At 47.9% G+C, this 21,405-nt stretch carries 19 protein-coding genes and 2 tRNA genes; 3 read left to right on the top strand and 18 right to left on the bottom strand.

Annotated elements, in window-relative coordinates; translation table 11 throughout:
- Positions 1 to 281 precede the first annotated feature (281 nt).
- Entirely contained in the window at positions 282 to 1,148 is an 867-nt protein-coding gene (locus ACOSVP_RS11890) for a hypothetical protein (protein WP_487347722.1), read from the top strand.
- Positions 1,149 to 1,533: 385 nt separating this feature from the next.
- Here the strand turns inward: ACOSVP_RS11890 and ACOSVP_RS11885 are convergent, their stop codons facing one another.
- From ACOSVP_RS11885 to ftsH, 15 genes are all read right to left on the bottom strand, one after another.
- Positions 1,534 to 1,815, bottom strand: a complete 282-nt coding sequence (locus ACOSVP_RS11885; RefSeq protein WP_487347721.1) for a helix-turn-helix domain-containing protein — start codon at positions 1,813 to 1,815, stop codon at positions 1,534 to 1,536.
- A gap of 526 nt (positions 1,816 to 2,341) precedes the next feature.
- Positions 2,342 to 4,453 (bottom strand): polyribonucleotide nucleotidyltransferase, encoded by a 2,112-nt coding sequence (pnp, locus tag ACOSVP_RS11880; protein WP_487347720.1) that lies wholly within the window; start codon positions 4,451 to 4,453, stop codon positions 2,342 to 2,344.
- Between the two features lie 183 nt (positions 4,454 to 4,636).
- Positions 4,637 to 4,906: a 30S ribosomal protein S15 gene (gene rpsO / locus ACOSVP_RS11875; RefSeq protein ID WP_487347719.1), complete on the bottom strand. Its 270-nt coding sequence runs from the start codon at positions 4,904 to 4,906 to the stop codon at positions 4,637 to 4,639.
- Between the two features lie 86 nt (positions 4,907 to 4,992).
- Complete coding sequence (truB, locus tag ACOSVP_RS11870) at positions 4,993 to 5,922, bottom strand: tRNA pseudouridine(55) synthase TruB (protein WP_487347718.1); 930 nt, start codon at positions 5,920 to 5,922, stop codon at positions 4,993 to 4,995.
- Between the two features lie 9 nt (positions 5,923 to 5,931).
- On the bottom strand, positions 5,932 to 6,318 hold the full coding sequence (gene rbfA / locus ACOSVP_RS11865; RefSeq protein WP_055463873.1) for a 30S ribosome-binding factor RbfA: 387 nt from the start codon (positions 6,316 to 6,318) through the stop codon (positions 5,932 to 5,934).
- Between the two features lie 14 nt (positions 6,319 to 6,332).
- Complete coding sequence (gene infB, locus ACOSVP_RS11860; protein WP_487347717.1) at positions 6,333 to 8,909, bottom strand: translation initiation factor IF-2; 2,577 nt, start codon at positions 8,907 to 8,909, stop codon at positions 6,333 to 6,335.
- Positions 8,910 to 8,934: 25 nt separating this feature from the next.
- Positions 8,935 to 10,425, bottom strand: a complete 1,491-nt coding sequence (nusA, locus tag ACOSVP_RS11855) for a transcription termination factor NusA (protein ID WP_487347716.1) — start codon at positions 10,423 to 10,425, stop codon at positions 8,935 to 8,937.
- A 30-nt stretch (positions 10,426 to 10,455) separates the two neighbouring features.
- Complete coding sequence (rimP, locus tag ACOSVP_RS11850; protein ID WP_487347715.1) at positions 10,456 to 10,917, bottom strand: ribosome maturation factor RimP; 462 nt, start codon at positions 10,915 to 10,917, stop codon at positions 10,456 to 10,458.
- Between the two features lie 153 nt (positions 10,918 to 11,070).
- A tRNA-Met gene (locus ACOSVP_RS11845) sits at positions 11,071 to 11,147 on the bottom strand.
- 47 nt (positions 11,148 to 11,194) lie between these two features.
- Positions 11,195 to 11,280: transfer RNA gene (locus ACOSVP_RS11840), tRNA-Leu, on the bottom strand.
- Positions 11,281 to 11,296: 16 nt separating this feature from the next.
- Complete coding sequence (gene secG, locus ACOSVP_RS11835; RefSeq protein ID WP_487347714.1) at positions 11,297 to 11,659, bottom strand: preprotein translocase subunit SecG; 363 nt, start codon at positions 11,657 to 11,659, stop codon at positions 11,297 to 11,299.
- 4 nt (positions 11,660 to 11,663) lie between these two features.
- Positions 11,664 to 12,407, bottom strand: a complete 744-nt coding sequence (gene tpiA, locus ACOSVP_RS11830; RefSeq protein ID WP_487347713.1) for a triose-phosphate isomerase — start codon at positions 12,405 to 12,407, stop codon at positions 11,664 to 11,666.
- 78 nt (positions 12,408 to 12,485) lie between these two features.
- Entirely contained in the window at positions 12,486 to 13,844 is a 1,359-nt protein-coding gene (gene glmM, locus ACOSVP_RS11825) for a phosphoglucosamine mutase (RefSeq protein WP_487347712.1), read from the bottom strand.
- A complete protein-coding gene (folP, locus tag ACOSVP_RS11820) occupies positions 13,837 to 14,676 on the bottom strand; it encodes a dihydropteroate synthase (protein WP_487347711.1) in 840 nt (279 codons plus the stop codon). Before folP ends, glmM begins: the two co-directional genes overlap by 8 nt.
- 39 nt (positions 14,677 to 14,715) lie before the next feature.
- Complete coding sequence (gene ftsH / locus ACOSVP_RS11815) at positions 14,716 to 16,701, bottom strand: ATP-dependent zinc metalloprotease FtsH (RefSeq protein ID WP_487347710.1); 1,986 nt, start codon at positions 16,699 to 16,701, stop codon at positions 14,716 to 14,718.
- A gap of 566 nt (positions 16,702 to 17,267) precedes the next feature.
- Between ftsH and ACOSVP_RS11810 the strand changes: the two genes are divergently transcribed.
- Together ACOSVP_RS11810 and ACOSVP_RS11805 are read left to right on the top strand one after the other, a co-directional pair.
- On the top strand, positions 17,268 to 17,570 hold the full coding sequence (locus tag ACOSVP_RS11810; protein WP_487347709.1) for a YhbY family RNA-binding protein: 303 nt from the start codon (positions 17,268 to 17,270) through the stop codon (positions 17,568 to 17,570).
- Between the two features lie 103 nt (positions 17,571 to 17,673).
- Entirely contained in the window at positions 17,674 to 18,486 is an 813-nt protein-coding gene (locus ACOSVP_RS11805) for a hypothetical protein (protein ID WP_487347708.1), read from the top strand.
- A 6-nt stretch (positions 18,487 to 18,492) separates the two neighbouring features.
- On the opposite strand, the gene ACOSVP_RS11800 is transcribed toward ACOSVP_RS11805, so the two are convergent.
- The 3 genes from ACOSVP_RS11800 to potA are packed head-to-tail and all read right to left on the bottom strand — an operon-like array spanning position 18,493 to position 21,334.
- Entirely contained in the window at positions 18,493 to 19,305 is an 813-nt protein-coding gene (locus tag ACOSVP_RS11800; protein ID WP_487347707.1) for an ABC transporter permease subunit, read from the bottom strand.
- Positions 19,302 to 20,216: an ABC transporter permease subunit gene (locus tag ACOSVP_RS11795; protein WP_487347706.1), complete on the bottom strand. Its 915-nt coding sequence runs from the start codon at positions 20,214 to 20,216 to the stop codon at positions 19,302 to 19,304. Before ACOSVP_RS11795 ends, ACOSVP_RS11800 begins: the two co-directional genes overlap by 4 nt.
- Positions 20,213 to 21,334 (bottom strand): polyamine ABC transporter ATP-binding protein, encoded by a 1,122-nt coding sequence (gene potA, locus ACOSVP_RS11790; RefSeq protein ID WP_487347705.1) that lies wholly within the window; start codon positions 21,332 to 21,334, stop codon positions 20,213 to 20,215. The genes ACOSVP_RS11795 and potA overlap by 4 nt, the downstream gene beginning before the upstream one ends.
- Positions 21,335 to 21,405: the final 71 nt, after the last annotated feature.

The following is a 21,405-nucleotide window of genomic DNA, read 5'->3' as shown; positions in this document are numbered from 1 at the left end:
ATCTACCTACTTTATCACTGATAAATTTACATCTGCCCACGATTGTTTAACTCAGCGTATAAAACCAGTTCTTCATGAAACTGGTTTGTTTTTGAGACTTAGAAAGGCTTAGTGAATGGTCTCTTTTTAAGTTAGGTGGCTTATTACCACTTCACTGACAGCTATGCCCTGCCATCAACGCAATCCCATTCTTTGCCTTAGTTCGCCTGTTTGGCTGGAGCAGATTTGAGTACACTCCTAAAAAAAAGTACTTAGTTCAACTTTCAAGGAGAAAAGCAGCAATGACGCAAACCATAATTCCAGATAGAGATTGGTACATTCAGAAAAGCGAAGAAGCTGGCGTACCAGCTAAATGCCCTTATGCACACCATAAAAAATGCCCAAGGTATTGGGAAACAACTTCTTTGCTTATGGAGGCTCGTATGATTGCAGGAATCTCGAAGGAGGAAGATCAGGCGGCCTTACAATATTGGACTGATAATCAGATGCTAGCTGAATTGGAAGAAGATAAAACCACTGCAATGCTAGGAGAGTTTGGTGGTATTGATAGCATGTACAGGGCTTGCCCTGAAGTTGTATTTAAGTTTATGCATTACTATTCGGATAACTTGCTCAAATATATTGATGATGGTGATCGTGAGCATGGACATAGACTGATGGAAAGAGAAGGGCTTCAAAATAGCTGGAGGTCTAGATGGATGTATCTTCACGAAACTCATTATTTAGACTGTGAAGTCTTCAAAGATGTTCAGGCTTTCAATAAACAAAATACAACATCTTTTACTGATAGATTTCACTCCAGCATTAAACTCCAAATTAACCGTATGGATCGAGCAATGGAGGAGCGAGATGTTGGCGCAGCACTTCACGCAGTGGGATCTGCAGTCGAAGTTCTAGGCAAAGTTATTACTCAAAGTCCTGAAAAAAGAGGTAAATCTACCTTTCATTTTCGTGACTTCGAACAGTCAAGCAATCTTCCAAAAGAGATTAAGGAAGCCTGTAAAAAGCTATTCGTATTACGAGGTAATGAAAATAACGCAGGTCATGGCCATCTTGAAGAAACAAAGACAACCTTTGAAGAGGCGGCAGTTTTAGTTGCCTTGACTAAAGCAGTTATTGAAATGGAATATAGGCTAATGGTTGACTAGGCTGTTTCTGGAGCCTAGTTTCACATTCTAAATTATTGGACTTTGACAAATATTGCACCAAATGATGCCAAAAATCGTGACGCGTTACATTTACGCTATTAAACAATTTTTCAAAGTCTAGTCGTAACTCCCTATTTCTAGATTAAATGCTTTCTAAGAAAGCAAATTTTGGTCTAACGGAATAGACCAGCCTATGCTTAGAATACAATGAATAATTTATTGTTTTAAAAATTCTTCATGCTTCATTCCATGAGTTTGATTTGCGCTGACGGTCGAAGGGAGGAACGACCGGAGATGTGCGCAATCAAAGCTGGAAAGCCCGCAACCTCTGCGATCTACTTCAAATATGCGAGACCAATCGCCGAATACAATCGGCTCGTACAAATTAAGCTAGCTCAATTTTAAGTGTTTTGCCCAAGGCTTTTGCAGCGTTATCAAGGGTATGTAATGTCACCGAGGTGTTGTTCGGATCAAGCAGGCGATCTAATGCTGAACGGCTTGTGTTCATGCGCTTAGCCATGGTGCTTTTAGATATGTGCTCAAGTTCAATCTTTTTCTGGATTTCCCAAGCAATCACGCGTTTTATCGCAACGGCATTGGTTTCCGCTAATGCGCCTGTTTCTTCTAAAAAATCATCGAATGATGAACCAATATGTACATTGGGCATTTTCCACCTCTCACCTTAAGTACCAATATTGGTACAGATTCATTTTATTGCATGCTCAGAATTTGAGCAAATATTAGGCCTTACTATTTAGCTCAATCCCATGCGTTTGATTTGCGCTGACGGTCGAAGGGAGGAACGACCGGAGATGTGCGCAAGCAAATTGAATTGCATGGGAGGGAGCCGCAAAGCGGGTTGGGAGGCCGAGGTTGGAAGACCTGCAGCCCTGACGATCTATTTCAAAACTGCGATATCCATTCCCGCGGGAACCGCGGTCCTACAAAACTGCGATTTGCTTCAGATATGCAAATCCCAAACCGATGAAATCGGGGCAAGGATGCCCCTCCCACAAGGGCTAGTTTGCTGGAGAATAGCAGCTTCGGCAGTTAAGGGGTCAGAGCCCTTTTACACCGATATTGTTGGCGACGATCAGCTGATCTTTATAAGCAAGGGGTCTGACCCCTTGTCTATCGGCAATAAAAAAGGAGCACCGAGGTGCTCCTTTTAGGAAGTTAACGCGAAGTTAAGATTAGCCAGCTACGAATGCTGCTTTTTCTTCTTCTGTTACTTCTTTGATAGATAGCTTGATACGACCACGAGCGTCTACGTCAAGAACCTTAACGATTACGTCTTGGCCTTCTTCTAGTACGTCAGCTACTGCACGGATGCGCTCTTCAGCGATCTGAGAGATGTGTACTAGGCCGTCTTTGCCTGGAAGGATGTTCACGAAGGCACCGAATTCAGCTAGGCGAACAACTTTACCTTGGTAAAGTTTGTCTACTTCTGCTTCTGCAGTGATTTCATGGATACGTAGCATTGCCGCATCAGATGCTGATTTATCTGGCGCGTAGATACGTACAGTACCGTCGTCGTCTAGGTCGATAGAAGCGCCAGTGTCTTCAGTGATAGAACGGATTGTTGCACCGCCTTTACCGATAACTTCACGGATCTTCTCAGGATCAATCTTGAATGTCGCCATAGATGGTGCATTCGGAGATACTTCTGGACGAGCGTAGCCAATGACTTGAGCCATTTCACGTAGGATGTGCTTACGTGCTTCCATCGCTTGAGTTAGGGCGATGTCCATGATCTCTTCGTTGATACCTTCGATCTTGATGTCCATCTGTAGCGCTGTGATACCTTCTTCAGTACCCGCTACTTTGAAGTCCATGTCACCTAGGTGGTCTTCGTCACCTAGGATGTCAGTTAGGACTGCGAAGCCGTCGTCTTCTTTAACAAGACCCATTGCGATACCCGCAACTGGCGCTTTAAGAGGAACACCAGCGTCCATCATAGATAGAGACGCACCACACACAGACGCCATTGAGCTTGAACCGTTCGATTCAGTGATCTCAGATACTACGCGGATTGTGTATGGGAATTCGTCTTCTGAAGGAAGCACCGCTTGTACACCACGGCGTGCTAGACGACCGTGACCGATTTCACGACGACCTACACCGCCCATACGACCACACTCACCTACAGAGTAAGGAGGGAAGTTGTAGTGCAGCATGAAGCTGTCTTTCGATTCGCCCGCTAGACCGTCAGCGATCTGAGCGTCACGGCTTGTACCTAGTGTACAAGTAGCGATGGCTTGTGTTTCACCACGTGTGAACAAAGCAGAACCGTGAGTTTTCTTCAACATGCCTACTTCAACCGCGATTGGACGAACAGTGCTGTTGTCACGGCCGTCGATACGTGGCTTGCCGTCGATGACGCGACGACGAACGATGTTTTTCTCAAGCTTACCGAATGCACCGGCTACGTCAGCTTCAGAGAAAGCACCTTCTTCTGTTACTAGCGCTGCGATCGCTGCGGCACGAACTTCACCTAGTTTCGCGTAACGAGCCATCTTGTCAGAGATCGTGTACGCTTCTTCGATTTGCGCTGCGAAGCCAGAAGCTACCGCTGCTTTCAGTTCTTCGTTAGTCGCTTCTGGCGCCCAGTCCCAACGTGGTTTGCCAGCTTCTGCGGCAAATTCGTTGATCGCTTGAACAGCAGTTTGCATTTCTTTGTGTGCGTAAAGCACCGCACCTAGCATTTCGTCTTCAGTCAGCTCTTGTGCTTCAGACTCAACCATTAGTACGGCGTCTTTAGTACCCGCAACCACCATGTCTAGTAGAGATTCTGCTAGCTCAGAGTTTAGTGGGTTAAGAACGTAGCCAGACTCATCGTTGAAGCCAACACGTGCTGCACCGATTGGGCCGTTGAATGGGATACCAGAGATCGCCAGTGCTGCAGAAGTCGCAAGCATTGCTGGGATGTCAGCGTCTAGGTTAGTGTTCGTCGACATTACAGTACAAACAACTTGTACTTCGTTCATGAAGCCTTTCGGGAACAGTGGACGAATTGGACGGTCGATTAGACGAGACGTTAGGGTTTCTTTTTCTGAAGGACGGCCTTCACGTTTTAGGAAACCACCTGGGATTTTACCAACCGCGTAAGTACGCTCTTGGTAGTGTACAGACAGTGGGAAGAAGTCTTGACCAGCGTTTGCGCTCTTCGCGCCTACTACTGTTGCAAGAACCTGTGCATCGCCCATTGTACATAGAACAGCACCTGTCGCTTGACGTGCGATACGGCCTGTTTCTAGGGTAACTTCTTGATTTCCGTATTGGAAAGTTTTAGTCGTAATACTCACTCGTATTCCTTTAACTTATTTTTTGTAACTTTCTCCCAAAGACAATCTTTAGTAGCCAGTACTCAAATGTATTCTTAACTCTTTCAGCTCTTGATCGGGCCGCAAAACACATTTGAAGTACAGGCTGTCCCTTGGGAGGCCTATAAAGAAAAAAGGGCCATATTATATGGCCCTTTCTCTGTCTTAGCGACGTAGACCTAGCTTTTTGATCAAGCTAGTGTAACGTGCAGCGTCTTTACGCTTTAGGTAGTCCAGCAATTTACGGCGCTGGTTTACCATGCGAATTAGACCGCGACGAGAATGGTGATCGCCTTTGTGATCTTTGAAGTGATCTTGTAGACCTTCGATGTTCTTAGTTAGCAATGCAACTTGAACTTCTGGTGAACCAGTATCGCCTTCTTTTACTTGAAACTCAGCAACCAATGCTGCTTTTTGTTCTGCAGACAATGCCATAATCTTTATCTCCAATTAATATGCTATGAAAATGTCCAGGATAGCCGAGCATATTTTCAGTTACCCTAGGGCCGAGTATTCTAGCACTATTTTTTCGCTAACTCACTCGTATTTACTATTCGATGTGGCTTAATTTTGCCTTTTTTCACTTCGCCTAAGCCCATGAAAGCACGTGTGCCTTCCACGTATAGGCGTAGCAATTGACCTTCGTCGAAACCACGTGTGTCGTTCAGCAATCTACCAAACACTATATCTTGGGATTCTTGCACTGACATGACAACTTCCGGCAAATGCAACACGGCGGTATCCGAGCCCATTAGCTGTTGATCGAGGATGTCTTCACCTTGTTCGGCAAGGGCTTCAAAATCTTCGATGGTCAGCATGTCCGCCGGATCGTAACCCGCCGTCGACACCCGATGCAGGGTTTTAAGATGCGCGCCACAGCCCATGGCTTCACCGATATCTTCACCAATGGTGCGGATATAAGTGCCTTTGGAACAGCTAATGTCCAAAGTTAGGGTGTTTTCTGTGCGCTCTAGTACCTGCAAGTTTGAGATAAACACTTTACGGCGTTTACGCTCAATGGTGATGCCTTGGCGTGCGTATTCGTACAAAGGCTTGCCTTCGTGTTTCAACGCAGAGTACATCGGTGGTACTTGCTCGATCTCGCCACGGAAACGGTTTAATAGCGTTTCTAATTCGTCATCAGAAAGCTGGGGCACGGTTTCGTTGGTGAGGATATCGCCTTCTTTATCGCCTGTGGTGGTACGAATACCCAGTTCAATACAGGTGATGTAGCGCTTATCAGCGTCGAGCAGGAATTGCGAGAATTTGGTCGCTTCGCCTAAACACAGCGGCAGCATGCCAGTGGCAAGTGGGTCAAGTGCCCCCGTGTGTCCGGCTTTGGCAGCACGGAACACACGGCGAACTTTTTGTAACGCTTGATTAGAGCTCAGACCCAGAGGTTTGTTTAAAAGCACGACGCCATCAATGGCGCGCCATTGCGTTTTACCCATGGTAATCGCTTACTCTTCGTTTGAGTCTTGTTTCTGGTCCTTGCGAACAGCTTCGTCAATCAACGCTGACATGCGAGCACCGTTTACTACGCTGTTATCGTAGTGGAAACGTAGGTGCGGCATGATGCGCAGCTTCACTTCTTTCGCAAGACGGGAACGCAAGAAGTTTTTCGCACTTTCCAGTGCCGCTTGGTTTTCAGCCAAGCGCTCCGCGTTGTCATCAAGGCCTAGCACGGTGTAGTAAACATCCGCATACCCTAGATCTTTTGCAACGCGTACTTCGTTGATCGTTACCATACCCAGACGTGGGTCTTTCACTTCAAATTGTATTAGGGATGCCAGCTCCTTTTGGAGCTGGTCACCGATACGACTAGTACGACTGAATTCGCCTGCCATTATGTATCCCTGTATTAAAGTGTACGAGCGACTTCGATAGTCTTGAAGACCTCGATCTTATCGCCTTCTTTCACGTCGTTGTAGTTCTTAACGCCGATACCACATTCCATACCTTGACGGACTTCGTTAACAGCGTCTTTGAAGCGACGTAGAGATTCTAGTTCACCTTCGAAGATTACCACGTTGTCACGTAGGACACGGATTTTCTCGTTACGGTAAACCGTACCTTCAAGCACCATACAACCTGCTACTAGACCGAACTTAGGCGAACGGAATACGTCACGTACTTCTGCCGTACCTACGATTTCTTCACGTAGATCTGGCGTCAACATACCTGAAAGCGCTTGTTTCACATCGTCGATGATGTTGTAGATGACGCTGTAGTAACGTAGGTCTACGTTTTCACGTTCGATGAACTGCTTCGCAGAGTTGTCCGCACGTACGTTGAAACCGAAGATTACCGCGTTTGAAGCAAGCGCTAGGGTCGCGTCAGTTTCAGTGATACCACCGACACCGCTCGATACTACGTTTACTTTTACTTCGTCAGTACTTAGGTCAGTCAAAGACTTAGTCAAGGCTTCCAAAGAACCACGAACGTCGGCTTTCAATACGATGTTCAGCGTGCCCACTTCTTCTTGGCCCATGCCAGAGAATAGGTTTTCAAGCTTAGCAGAGTGCTGACGTGCGAAACGTACTTCACGGTATTTACCTTGACGGAAGTTCGCAACTTCACGGGCTTTACGCTCGTCGGCAACTACGATGAACTCTTCACCCGCATCAGGCGTACCGTCAAGACCTAGGATCTCAACTGGGATAGATGGACCAGCAGACTCAACTGTCTTACCGTTCTCATCCAACAACGCACGAACACGGCCCATTTGTAGGCCCGCTAGTACGATGTCACCTTTCTTCAGGGTACCGTTCTGTACTAGAACCGTTGCCACTGAACCACGACCACGGTCTAGGCGAGATTCAACCACTACACCTTTACCTGGAGCGCTTGGTACCGCAGTTAGTTCAAGTACTTCTGCTTGCAGAAGCACCGCTTCTAGAAGCTCGTCGATACCTTGACCAGACTTAGCAGAAACACCTACGAATTGAACGTCACCGCCCCATTCTTCAGGCACGACTTCTTGTGCTACTAGTTCGTTCTTAACGCGGTCGATGTCAGCCGCTTCTTTATCAACCTTAGTGATCGCAACCACCATTGGTACGCCCGCTGCACGAGAGTGCTGGATCGCTTCAATGGTTTGCGGCATTACGCCGTCGTCTGCCGCACACACTAGGATTACGATGTCCGTCGCTTGCGCACCACGTGCACGCATTGCTGTAAACGCCGCGTGTCCAGGTGTGTCAAGGAAGCTGACCATACCGTGGTCAGTTTCTACATGGTAAGCACCAATGTGCTGCGTGATACCGCCAGACTCGCCAGCAGCAACGCGTGTTGTACGGATGTAGTCAAGTAGCGATGTTTTACCGTGGTCAACGTGACCCATTACCGTTACAACTGGTGCACGCTTGATCGCTTCACCTTCGTAATCGATAGAGTCGATCATGTCGTTCTCTAGGGCGTTTTCATCGATGTACTTAACTTTGTGACCCATTTCTTCAACCACTAGGGTTGCTGTGTCACGGTCGATCGTTTGGTTGATGGTCGCCATCGCGCCCATCTTGAACATCACCTTGATCACTTCAGCCGCTTTGATGGCCATTTTGTCAGCCAATTCTGCAACCGTGATACTTTCAGGCAATGCTACTTCGTGAATGATCGGAGCCGTTGGCTTCTGGAAGCCGTGCTCTTGTTTCGCTGGTTTCTTAAGCTTGCGCTTGCCACCGCGACGAGAAAACTCATCGTCGTCATTCATAGAAATACGGCCGGAACGCTTCTGGTCCGCACGGCCACGTGGCTTGTCATCTTTACGATCGTTTTGTTGCTTAGGTGCAGCTTTCTTACCTTTCGGTGCTGGTCCGCTTTTGGCTTCACCAGCTGCTTGAGAAACCTTACGATTGGTTTTGGTCTCTTTCGAATTTTCCACGAGTTTATCCGCTCCCATATCGGAGTCGTTTGGCTCCGTTTGCTGTGCTGCTCGGTCTGCTGCTGCACGCTCTTGTTGTTGGCGTTCAGCGTCTTTACGAGCTAGTTCTTCAGCTTCGGCTTTTGCCTTAGCTGCCTGTTCGGCTTCAAGTTTTGCCGCCTCTTCGCGAGCTTTCTCAGCCTCGATACGTGCTTGCTCTTCTGCCGCGCGCTGCTCTGCTAGCACTTCTTGCTGGCGTTGTAGCTCTTCATCGACATCTGTGCGCTTCACGTAAGTGCGTTTTTTCTTAACCGCAACGTTAACAGTCTTGTTACCAGCCCCTGCTGAAAGCGTGCTCTTAGTGCGACGCTGAAGGGTAATGCGTTGCTCACCTTCGGCTTCACCTGAGTCGCCATGCTGACGCTTAAGGTAGTTTAACAGTACTTGTTTCTCAACATCAGACACTTCTTGGTCTGCGCTCTTATGAGGCAGACCAGCATCTTTCATCTGAGTTAATAGTTTCTCGACTGGTGTGTTCACCAGTTCGGATAATATCTTAACGGTTTGAACTGTCATTAAGTTCCCCCTTTTTACTCAGATTTTATTCAGATTCAGCAAACCATGGTGCACGCGCTGTCAAAATTAGTGCTGCGGCACGCTCTTCATCCATGCCATCAATCTCAATTAACTCGTCAACTGATTGCTCTGCCAAATCTTCCATCGTTACAACGCCTTTCGACGCTAGAACCAAGGCTAGGTGGTTATCCATGCCTTCCATTTCCAACAAATCTTGTGCTGGCTTCGCACTTTCAAGCTGCTCTTCTGCTTGCAGTGCTTGGTTCAATAGCGCTTCTTTGGCACGAGTACGTAGTTCGTTTACCAAATCTTCATCAAATCCGTCGATGTCTAGCATCTCTTCCATCGGCACATATGCAACTTCTTCAATGGTTGCAAAGCCTTCTTCGGCTAGCTGGATTGCTAGGTCGTCGTCGATGTCCAAAGCAGTCACAAATAGATCAATCAGCTTTTGTGATTCTTCTTGTTGTTTCGCTTGCGCATCTTCCGCTGTCATTACGTTTAGAGTCCAGCCAGTTAGAGCTGACGCCAGACGAACGTTTTGACCGTTACGACCAATCGCTTGAGCAAGGTTGTCACTCTTCACTGCTACGTCCATAGAGTGAGAGTCTTCGTCAATTACGATTGAGTCTACTTCTGCAGGAGCCATTGCGTTGATTACTAGCTGTGCTGGGTTGTCATCCCAAAGCACGATATCAACACGCTCACCGTTCATTTCGTTAGAAACGGCTTGTACACGTGCGCCACGCATACCGACACAAGCACCGATAGGATCAATACGACGGTCGCTGGTTTTCACAGCAATCTTCGCACGTAAACCTGGATCACGGGCTGCGCCACGGATTTCGATCACTTCTTCTGCGATTTCAGGTACTTCAAGACGGAACAGTTCCACCATGAATTCTGGAGAAGTACGTGAAAGCACCAACTGTGAACCACGGTTGTCTTCACGAATTTCTTGTAGCAACGCACGAATACGATCGTTTAGACGGAAGGTTTCGCGGTTGATTAGGGCGTCTTTTGGCAAAGATGCTTCAGCGTTTTCACCTAGGTCGATGATTAGGCTGTCACGGGTCACTTTTTTCACTTGACCGTGAACTAGTTTGCCTACTTTGTCGCTGTACTGAGCAACCATTTTCGCACGCTCTGCTTCACGTACTTTTTGTACGATTACTTGCTTAGCAGTTTGCGCCGCGATACGGCCAAATTCTTCTGATTCGATTTCTTCTTCGTAGATCTCACCAGCCGCGATGTTTAGACCCATCTCTTCCATGTCATCAGTGGTTAATTCTGAATCTGGAGCAGAGTAATCTTCGTCTGCGACGATGTCCCACTGACGGTATGTTTTGTAATCACCTGTACGTTGATCGATGGATACACGTACTTTTACTTCGCCTTCAAAACGACGTTTTGCAGCGCTTGCTAATGCAGTTTCTACGGCCTCAAAAATTACCTGTTTTGGTACATCTTTTTCGTTGGATACCGCTTCTACTACCAAAAGAATTTCTTTGCTCATCCTTTTAGCCTCTCTCAAAGGTTGAATAAATTAAAACTGAGGAACAATGTTTGCTTTTTCAATCAACTCGATTGGCAGCAAGTACTCTTCGCTATCTACGAGCAGCACCACTTCATCACCTTCAATGCCGGTGAGCTGACCTTTAAATTTGCGGCGACCATCAAACGGCACACGCAGGCGTAATGACACAACAGAACCAATAAAACGTTGGTACTGACTGAGTTCAAATAATGGGCGATCCAAACCAGGTGATGACACCTCTAGGTGGTATTCGCCAGAAATAGGGTCTTCTACATCCATAATCGCGCTCACTTGGCGACTGACGGATGCACAATCTTCTACATCAATTCCTTTCTCGGCATCTGTTTCTATAAAGACACGTAGAACAGAATCCTTGCCTTGAGAAATGTATTCGAGCCCCCAAAATTCAAAGCCCAAACCTTCAACAACGGGCCTGATAAGCTCTTCTAGTTGTGTGAACTTAGTAGACAAATGACTTCTCCGATAAAAAGCGTAGAAACAAAAAACGGGCTCGCGGCCCATTTAACAGTAGTTCAGATAGCAAAAAACCCCATAAAGGGGCCATCCAAACTATAAGATCTTCTCAGACCTTAATCTCATTATGTGAACATAATAAGACTAGGTTGGTTGCGGGAGCCGGATTTGAACCGACGACCTTCGGGTTATGAGCCCGACGAGCTACCAGACTGCTCCATCCCGCGTCAACGAGGGGCACATTGTACTACAACAATGCGCCCTTCTCAAGAAATGGTGCCGATGGCCGGACTCGAACCGGCACAGCCGTAGGCCACCACCCCCTCAAGATGGCGTGTCTACCAATTCCACCACATCGGCATTTTTTTGTAGAGCGTTACTCTACTGTAGGGATATCCTGGTTCGCTGCAGATTCTTCAGCGGCTGTATCAATCGCTGGCATTTCCACAGTTTCTTCCACTTGTGACGCGCTTGGTACGAAATCCAAACCGCCGTTCACAGTTTTTGCTTGCTCGCTTGCGAAAAACGCTAAGCCAAAGCTAGTCAAAAAGAATACAAGGGCAAAAACAGCTGTTAATTTACCGAAGAAGCTACCGCCACCTTGGCTACCGAACACTGTTTGTGATGCGCCACCACCAAAGGAAGCACCTGCATCAGCGCCTTTACCTTGCTGAATCAATACCAACCCGATGATAGCAACAGCAGCTAATACATGAACAACTAAAACTAAAGCTTCCATTTTTCTACTTCGCAGATTCTATGATCGAATTAAATTCTTGAGCATCCAGTGATGCACCCCCAACAAGAGCGCCATCGATATCAGCCTGAGCAAATAGCTCTGCGCTGTTAGATGCTTTAACACTGCCGCCGTACAAAATAGCGATTTTTTGCGCAATTTCAGCCGACTGAGTGGCAATGTTATCTCGAATACCTTTATGTACTTCTTGAGCTTGTTCTGATGTTGCAGACTTACCCGTACCGATCGCCCAAACAGGCTCGTAGGCAACTACAACTTTCTCGAACAACTCTACGCCGATTTCGTTCAACACTGCATCAACCTGAGCATTACACACTTCAAGAGTGGTACCTGCTTCGCGTTGTTCTAGTGTTTCACCGACGCATAGGATTGGCGTTAGGCCAGCAGCGATAGTTGCTGCGACTTTCTTCGCCACCTGAGCATCTGTTTCTGCAAACAGAGCACGACGCTCAGAGTGTCCCAAAATCACATGAGACACGGAGAAGTCTTGTAACATAGACAAGCTTACTTCTCCGGTGTAAGCGCCTGACGTGTATTCCGACACGTTTTGCGCTGCCAACTTAATCGGTGAATCCACCAATTGTTGTGCGACTAACGGCAAGTATACGAATGTTGGCGCCACCACCACATCAACGGTATCACAGGCGTTTAGGCCTTTAACCAGTTCAACTACGGACTCAGCAGAGCCATTCATTTTCCAGTTACCTGCGACTATCTTGCGACGTGTCATAGTGATACCCCTAATTTAGAGGCGCTCATTTTAGGCAATTGTCCAGCCCATATCAAGCGCTAATTACTGATTTTTAAGTTAAGAATCAGCCAATTGCTGACTCTTCTGTAGCGCAACCTGCTCTACTTCGGCAGCCAAATAGTCGACTAATTCGTCCACCATTTCTTGATCACGGCCTTCGACCATCACGCGAATCAGTGGTTCCGTACCCGAAGCACGCAACAAAACTCGACCAAGACCGTTGAGCTTTTCATTGGCCATGGCGATGGCTTTTTGCAAAGCAGGCTCTTCTGCCGGTGCGAAACGCTGGGCTACACGAACGTTTTTCAACTTCTGTGGAAACTTGATTAAGCCGGCAAGTAACTCATGCAGCGCTTTACCCTCTTCCACCATGGCACGCAACACTTGTAGTGCGGCGATAATACCGTCACCCGTCGTGGTGATGTCGCGGCAAACGATGTGACCCGAAGGCTCGCCACCCAACACCCAGCCATGCTGAATCAGTTTTTCGTTAACGTAACGGTCACCTACTTTAGCACGACTAAAGCCGATGCCATTTTCAGAAAACGCCAACTCAAGACCAAAGTTACTCATTAGCGTACCCACGACACCACCGTTAAAGCGACCCGTGTCCATCAAGTGGTTCGCTATGATGTAGAGAACATCATCGCCATCACAGACTTTACCGTTACGATCCACCAGGATCAGACGGTCACCGTCGCCATCTAGGGCAATACCGATGTCCGCTTGCTCCGCTAACACGTTTTTGCGGAGTAACTCCGGCTTAGTAGCACCACTGTCTTCGTTGATGTTCAAACCATCTGGGTTAACACCAATAGCAATGACTTCCGCGCCTAGTTCAGAGAACACACGCGGCGCCACGTGGTACGTCGCACCATCGGCACAATCGACCACGATTTTCAGACCTGACAACTGCAAACCAATTGGGAAGGTACCTTTACAGTATTCAATGTAACGCCCAGCCGCATCGTCGATACGCTTGGCACGACCAATTAGGCTTGAGTCGACCACTTGCATCGGCTGGTCTAGGTAATATTCGATCTTCTCTTCCATCTCATCAGACAATTTGCCGCCCTGAGCGGAGAAGAATTTAATACCGTTATCGGTGTACGGGTTGTGTGAGGCACTGATCACAATACCGGCACTGGCACGGAAGGTACGAGTTAAGTACGCAATCGCAGGTGTCGGCATCGGGCCTACCAGACGCACGTCCGCACCCGCCGCTACTATGCCCGATTCCAATGCTGACTCGAACATGTAGCCGGAAATACGCGTATCTTTACCAATCAGAATTTTCTTATCCTGCTCTTTGAAGACTTGGCCCGCAGCCCAGCCTAGTTTGAGCATAAACTCAGGTGTAATCGGCCCCTTGCCCACTTCACCGCGAATACCATCGGTACCAAAATATTTACGCATTACGGCTCTCTTCTATTTGATGCATCACTTTCAACATATCCACATGTGGCTTCACATCGTGTACACGGAAAATGCGCGCGCCTTTTAAATAGGTCGAAGCATTCGCGCCCATGGTGCCGTATAAACGTTCAGATACAGGCACACCTAGGATATCGCCGATCATGGTTTTACGAGACACACCAATCAGCACTTCATGACCTAAATTCAACAGACGCTCTGTGTGTTTAAGTAGGGTCGTATTATGGACTAGGGTTTTGCCAAAGCCGATACCCGGATCCAAGATAATGTTGTCTTTTTTGATGCCAGCACCGACACAGGCTGCAATACGCGCCAGCAAGTACTGCTCAACGTCTTCAATCAAATCTTCGTAAGACGGAGCGTCTTGCATATTCTGCGGTGTGCCGCGCATATGCATTAAGCACACCGGCAAGCCTGTCGCCGCTGTTGCCGCTAAGGCACCGTCACGTTCAAGGGAACGCACATCATTGATAAAGCCTGCCCCCAATTGCGCTGAACCAGTGATCACTGATGGGGTACTGGTATCGACCGAGACAATGGTGTCAAAACGCTGTTTGATGGCTTCCACCACAGGCAATACACGATCCAATTCTTCCTGTTCGCCCACCACCGCCGCGCCTGGACGAGTGGATTCGCCGCCTACATCAATAAAGTCGGCACCATCTGCGATCATGCGCTCTACTTGGCGCATGGCATCATCAAAGTTGTTGTGTTGACCGCCATCGGAAAAAGAATCAGGGGTGACGTTTAAGATCCCCATAACGCGAGGAAGCGATAAGTCCAATGACTTATCGCCAAATACCATTACAGACATTGGTTTGTTCACTTACTTTAGAAACAACACTGGCGAAGCTTACGCTTCGCCAGTTGGTTTTTGAGGAGCAGGCGCTTCATCTGGTGTGTCAGATGAGCCTGTCATTGGATCAGTAGAATCGGAGTTTTGTGGTTCAGCTGCTGGCGCCACTTCCGCTTCATTTTTGCTACTGTTACCGCCAGCCGATGGATCTGACCAGCCCGCTGGAGGGCTTGGTTTCTTGCCTTCCATGATTTCTTTGATCTGATGGGCGTCGATTGTCTCGTACACCATCAAGGCATCTGCCATCACTTCTAGCTTATCGCGGTTCGCCACTAGAATCTCAGTCGATTTCTGGTAACAACGATCGATAATGCCTCGTACTTCCGCGTCTAGCTTCTTACCCGTTTCAGGTGAGAAGTAGTTCGCTTTGGCACCCGTGCTGCCACCTAGGTAACCTGTTTGATCTTCTTCTTCGTAGGCAAATGCACCCAGCTCTTCCGAAAGACCCCATTTAGTTACCATGCTACGAGCAATGCTCGACGCACGTTCAATATCGTTTGACGCACCGGTCGATACACCGTCGAAACCGTGAATCAACTCTTCTGCAATACGACCACCGTATAGACTACAGATCTGCGACTCTAGGCCACGCTTACTTAAGCTGTACTTGTCTTCTTCTGGCAAGTACATGGTCACACCTAGGGCACGGCCACGAGGAATGATGGTGACCTTGTACACTGGATCGTGTTCCGGCATTAGGTAACCAACGATCGCGTGACCCGCTTCATGGTAAGCCGTGTTACGCTTTTCTTCTTCCTTCATCACCATGGACTTACGCTCAGCACCCATCAGGATTTTATCCTTAGCAAGCTCAAGCAATTCCATGTTGACTAGACGACGGTTAGAACGGGCTGCAAACAGCGCGGCTTCGTTGACTAGGTTAGCCAAGTCAGCACCAGAAAAACCTGGTGTACCACGGGCAATGTTCTTTGGCTCAACGTCATCTGCTACAGGCACTTTACGTAGGTGAACTTTCAAAATCTGCTCACGACCACGGATATCCGGTAGACCTACTGTTACCTGACGGTCGAAACGACCTGGACGCAATAGCGCTGGGTCTAATACGTCTGGACGGTTGGTCGCAGCGATAACGATGATACCTTCGTTACCTTCGAAACCATCCATTTCTACCAACAATTGGTTCAAGGTTTGCTCACGTTCATCGTTACCGCCGCCCATACCGGAACCACGGTTACGACCTACCGCATCGATCTCGTCAATGAAGATGATGCAAGGGGCGTGTTTTTTCGCTTGTTCGAACATGTCACGGACACGAGAAGCACCGACACCAACGAACATTTCAACGAAGTCAGAACCTGAAATTGTGAAGAACGGTACTTTTGCTTCACCGGCAATCGCTTTCGCCAACAAAGTTTTACCCGTACCTGGAGGTCCACACATTAGGATACCGCGAGGAATTTTACCGCCAAGGCGCTGGAACTTACCTGGCTCACGCAGGAAGTCGACTAGCTCTTCCACGTCTTCTTTCGCTTCATCACAGCCTGCCACATCGGCAAACGTGGTTTTAATTTGATCTTCTGGCAATAGGCGTGCTTTAGACTTACCAAATGACATTGGGCCGCCTTTACCACCGCCGCCACCTTGCATCTGGCGCATGAAGAAAATAAAGATCGCCAAGATCAATAGGATTGGGAAGCTGGCGACTAATAGCTGAGTCCAGAGGCTTTGTTGCTCTGGCATACGGCCTTCAACCACGACGTTGTTGCTGAGCAGGTCGTCCATGATTTTAGGATCCGCAGCCGCAGGGCGTACGGTTTCAAAGCTGTCGCCACCTGTACGTGAACCACTGATGGTATAACCATCAATAACCACTTTTGCGATACGGCCATCATGAACCTCTTGCACGAACTCGGAGTAAGAGATTCGGTTGGTATCCGAAGAGGTATTAAAGTTGTTAAACACTGTCAGTAGCACTGCAGCAATCACCAACCACAATAAAATATTTTTTAGCATATCGTTCAAGAGCACACCTCTTAACGGTTATTTCGCCAAGCGCCATCATGGTGCAGGAAAAGTAACCTTTAATTTGTCGTCCTAGTAAGTACGCTGGCAGCTCACGCTAACAGCATAGGGTTTACGGGTGACAACGAAACCTAGGGGTTCCGCATCGCTTTCAGGTACCTTGGTAACCTAAATTTGTCAGACCTCAACAAGCCACTGCTTGTGCGAAATCGGAAATCTCAATACACATATTGGGGCCAAGCCTGAAATTACAAGATATGGCGCTGGCTTTCCAACTTAACAAAGTAGTTTTTCGTATATAAAACGGCACAAAAGCTACCTACGTTGTCCATTAAGGTCATGGTAACGTCTAAATATACCAGATGCTACGAAGGCTCCGATATATCCGATCACTTATTGAGACTTTTTGACACGCTGATCGGCAAAATGTTCCGTCATTTAGAGATCGCTAGTTTTTGATCTTCTCGCGTTTCATCATACCTAATTCCATAGATATTCCGCTATAATATCGCTTAACCTCTGAAGCCTCCAATAAAGAGGGTCAACCAAGATGAGAAATTTTAACTATGAGTTTGACAAACGTTCAAAAAAAGCAATACCGCAACATTGGGCACTCACTTAACCCAGTGGTGACTGTCGCGGGTAACGGCCTAACGGAATCGGTTCTAACGGAAATCGACCGTGCCCTAGAAGACCACGAACTGATCAAAGTTCGCTACAGCGTGACTGACCGTGAAGCTCGCTACGAGTTGATCGAAGAAACCAGCAAAGTACTTAAAGCACAGATCGTGCAGACTATCGGTAAAGTAGCCTTGTTGCACCGCAAAGCACTTGAGCCGAACCCGAAGCTATCAAACTTGCTTCGCTAAGGATTCAAAATTAAGGCCAGCCATTGCTGGCCTTAATTTTTCCCGCCTCAACCTTTGAACTTCCGCGCCGATACAGTTTCAAATAAAGAAAAGAGTACGCGCCATGATTTTCATTGATACTGTAAATCGCATCACCCAGTTGCCAGAGCGTGAAGATCCAACCAACTTCCGCCGCCGTCGCTCGCGTACCGACAAGGACAGTTTGACTCTGAGCGAAGCCGCTGCACATGTGCAGCAAATCACCCTAACCTACGAAAGCGCCACGGATCTGACGCCCACTGATAGCATCATTGCCAATATGCTAGAGGCGATGCTGCAGCAAGTGGACGACTTGAACATTCATGTGGAAGCCCTGAGCCGCTTTGCCCCAGCCAATGATTCTTGGCAATTAACCCTGCAAACCCCACCGGTTAGCCAAGCTCAATCAAGACCCAGTTACGCCAACAGCGTCAAAGACTTGCAAAAAGATAAGCGTTTCAAACGCATAGAGCTGCATCTAATTGGTCAAGACAAGACCGATAAGGTCTGCCTGCTCACCTTTGTGCCACACCATTTGTCAGCCACATTAAATCAAGCACTGTTGCAGCTGCCACCGAAGCAGACCTTGCACACGCCCTACACAGTGCATGAGCTTGAACCCTTGCCATTGCATTGGCTATTTGAAATTGACCAAGATGGTGAAGTGGAGCCTTTGGCGTCGATTTACAACATCGACACCGCCACACCGGCGGATTACACGGCGCAATATAACGGCCTGCAGATTTGGTTTGAACGACAGGAAGACGCCCTGCCACTGCTTATCAGTGATCGACGCTTAGGTTATGTCTATTTGGGAAATTACGAGGCCTATAGTAACCGAGAGCATGAACCTGAAGCGGGTAATGACACCCCAGGTTCATTCGATACCAGTGCTTAGCCGATATTAGGAGAGCTTCTCACGCTGCAGTTTGCGGCGTGACAGCCACCAAACCGCCAGCGTCACCAAGGATACGATCAAGATAATGATCGTTGCCAAGGCATTGATCTTAGGCGACACGCCCAAGCGCACCGAGCTGAATACTTCGATCGGCAAGGTGGTCGAACCAGGCCCTGAAACGAAGCTAGCAATCACTACATCGTCTAATGACAAGGTAAACGACAGCAACCAAGCAGATACCAAAGCTGGCATAATGATTGGCAGGGTCACTTGGATAAAGGCTTTCAACGGCGTCGCCCCCAGATCCATCGCTGCCTCTAAGTAAGAGCTGTCCAACTCTTTCAAACGCGAGCTAATCACTACGGTCGCATACGCGGTACAGAAGGTCGCATGGGCTACCCAAATCGTCAGCAGACCACGTTGCTGTGGCCAGCCAATCACATCGGTCATGGACACGAACAACAGCAACAGTGACAAACCTATGATCACATCAGGCATCACCAAAGGCGCTGCTACTAGGCTATGCAGCATAGAGCGGCCACGGAATTTACCAAAACGAGTCAGCGCCACCGACGCCATAATGCCAAGTAGCACGGCTGTGTTTGCACTCCAAAAAGCCACCTGCAAACTGCGCCATACAGCTGTCATCAGGCCTTCATCACGGAACAACTCGCCATACCATTTGGTCGACCAGCCGGCCCAAACCGTCACCAGACGTGACTCGTTAAAGGAATAGATAATCAGACTCAACATTGGCAGGTACAAGAACGCCATGCCCAGCCAAAACATCACAGCAGAAAAACGAATGGAGCGTTTCATTTACCCTCCTCCCACTCTTTTTCTTGGTGTTTACGGAAGAAGTGAATCGGCACCATCAGGATTAACAACATGATCAACGCCAAGGCAGACGCCAACGGCCAATCGCGGTTATTAAAGAACTCTTGCCACAACACTTTACCAATCACAATCGAGTTGGTGCCGCCCAATAGCTCAGGGATAACGTATTCCCCTACCACTGGGATAAACACCAACATGCTACCGGCGACGATACCATTGCGTGACAGCGGGAAGGTAATATGCCAGAACGACTGCAAACGACGCGCCCCTAAATCCTGAGACGCCTCAATTAAGCTGTAATCGTGTTTTACCAAGTTCGAATACAGCGGTAGCACCATAAACGGCAAATAGGCGTAAACAATACCGATGTAGACCGCGATATTAGTATTCAAGATCGCCAGTGGCTCGTTGATCACTCCCGTCCACATCAGCAGATTGTTGAGCACACCATTGCTCTTCAAAATACCGATCCAAGCATAGATACGAATCAGAAATGAGGTCCACGACGGCAACAGAATCAGCAACAATAAAATCGACTGGGTGCTGGGCTTAGCACGGGCAATAAAATACGCCATGGGATAGCCAATCAACAGACACAAGAAGGTCGAAATGGCCGCCATCTCTATGCTGTTTAAGTAGGCCGTCAGGTATAAATCGTCTTCGGTTAAAAAGATAAAATTGCCGAAGTAAACATGCAGATCAAACGCCTGATCCGCCATCGACAATAACGCCGTATAGGGCGGAATGGCGATCTCGGCTTCAGCAAAAGCAATCTTTAACACAATTAAGAATGGCAAAGCGAAGAACAGCACCAACCATAATGTCGGCAGTGCAATCACCCACTTCTTACCGAGCTCTGCCCCGAGCTTAAATTGATCGATAAGCTTATTCATGGGCGCAATACCAAACCACTGTCGTCCGACCAATACACATAGACCTGCTCTTCCCAAGTCGGCGCATCGGCGAAACGATCTGAGTTCACCATAAAGGAGTTAAGAATCTTGCCGTTCTCAAGGCGGATGTGATAAACCGAGTGACCGCCAAGGTAAGCAATGTCGTGCACCACACCACGGCACCAGTTGTATTCACTGTCGGGTTGCTCACGGGAAATCATGGTTTTCTCTGGACGTACGGCAAACACTACTTTTTTATCTTCGATGGCAGTGGTCACACCGTAAGACACATAAAGTTTGTTAGCACACTCTTCCGAGTCAATCACCGCATGGTCTTGCGCATCGACGCAGATTTCACCATGAAACAGGTTCATGCTACCGATGAACTCTGCCGCTTGCAGACTGTTTGGCGCTTCGTAAATGTCGCGCGGTGTACCCGCTTGAACAATACGACCCTCTTCCATGATGGCAATGCGATTAGCCATGGTCATAGCTTCTTCTTGGTCGTGGGTCACCATCACACAGGTCACACCAACGCTCTCCAGAATATCCACCACTTCCAACTGCATGCGATTACGCAGCTTTTTGTCCAACGCGCCCATTGGCTCATCTAGCAATAACAGTTTGGGCGATTTGGCCAAACTGCGCGCTAAGGCAACACGTTGACGTTGACCACCGGACAATTGATCTGGCTTACGTTTGGCATACTTTTCCATATGCACCAGACGCAGCATCTGTACCACCTTGTCGGCAATCATGTTCTTTGGCATACAGTCCTGCTTTAAACCGTAGGCTATGTTTTGCTCCACCGTCATATGCGGAAATAAGGCATAGGATTGGAACATCATATTGATCGGACGACGGTAAGGCTCAAGCGAGACAATGTCTTCGCCGTCGAGAATAATCTGACCAGAGTTAGGCGTTTCAAAGCCTGCAAGCATGCGCAATAAGGTCGATTTACCGGATCCGGAGGCGCCTAATAGGGCAAAAATGTCACCCTTGGCAATGTCTAGTGATACATCGTTAACTGCGACTACATCGTCGTAGGTTTTAACAATACTTTTGATTTGAAGAAAATGGCCATCAGCGCTGTCACGCGTAATGCTCGGCTCAATCATTGAGATTCCTCAAGGCTAGGCATGCCTTTTAACTGAATTCTTAGACAGCCAGCGAGCTGAGCTCGCTGGCT

The organism is Marinomonas sp. HM11-D (assembly GCF_057626615.1).
Note: the sequence above shows the minus strand (reverse complement) of the source record. Positions and strands in the feature narration are given on the sequence as shown.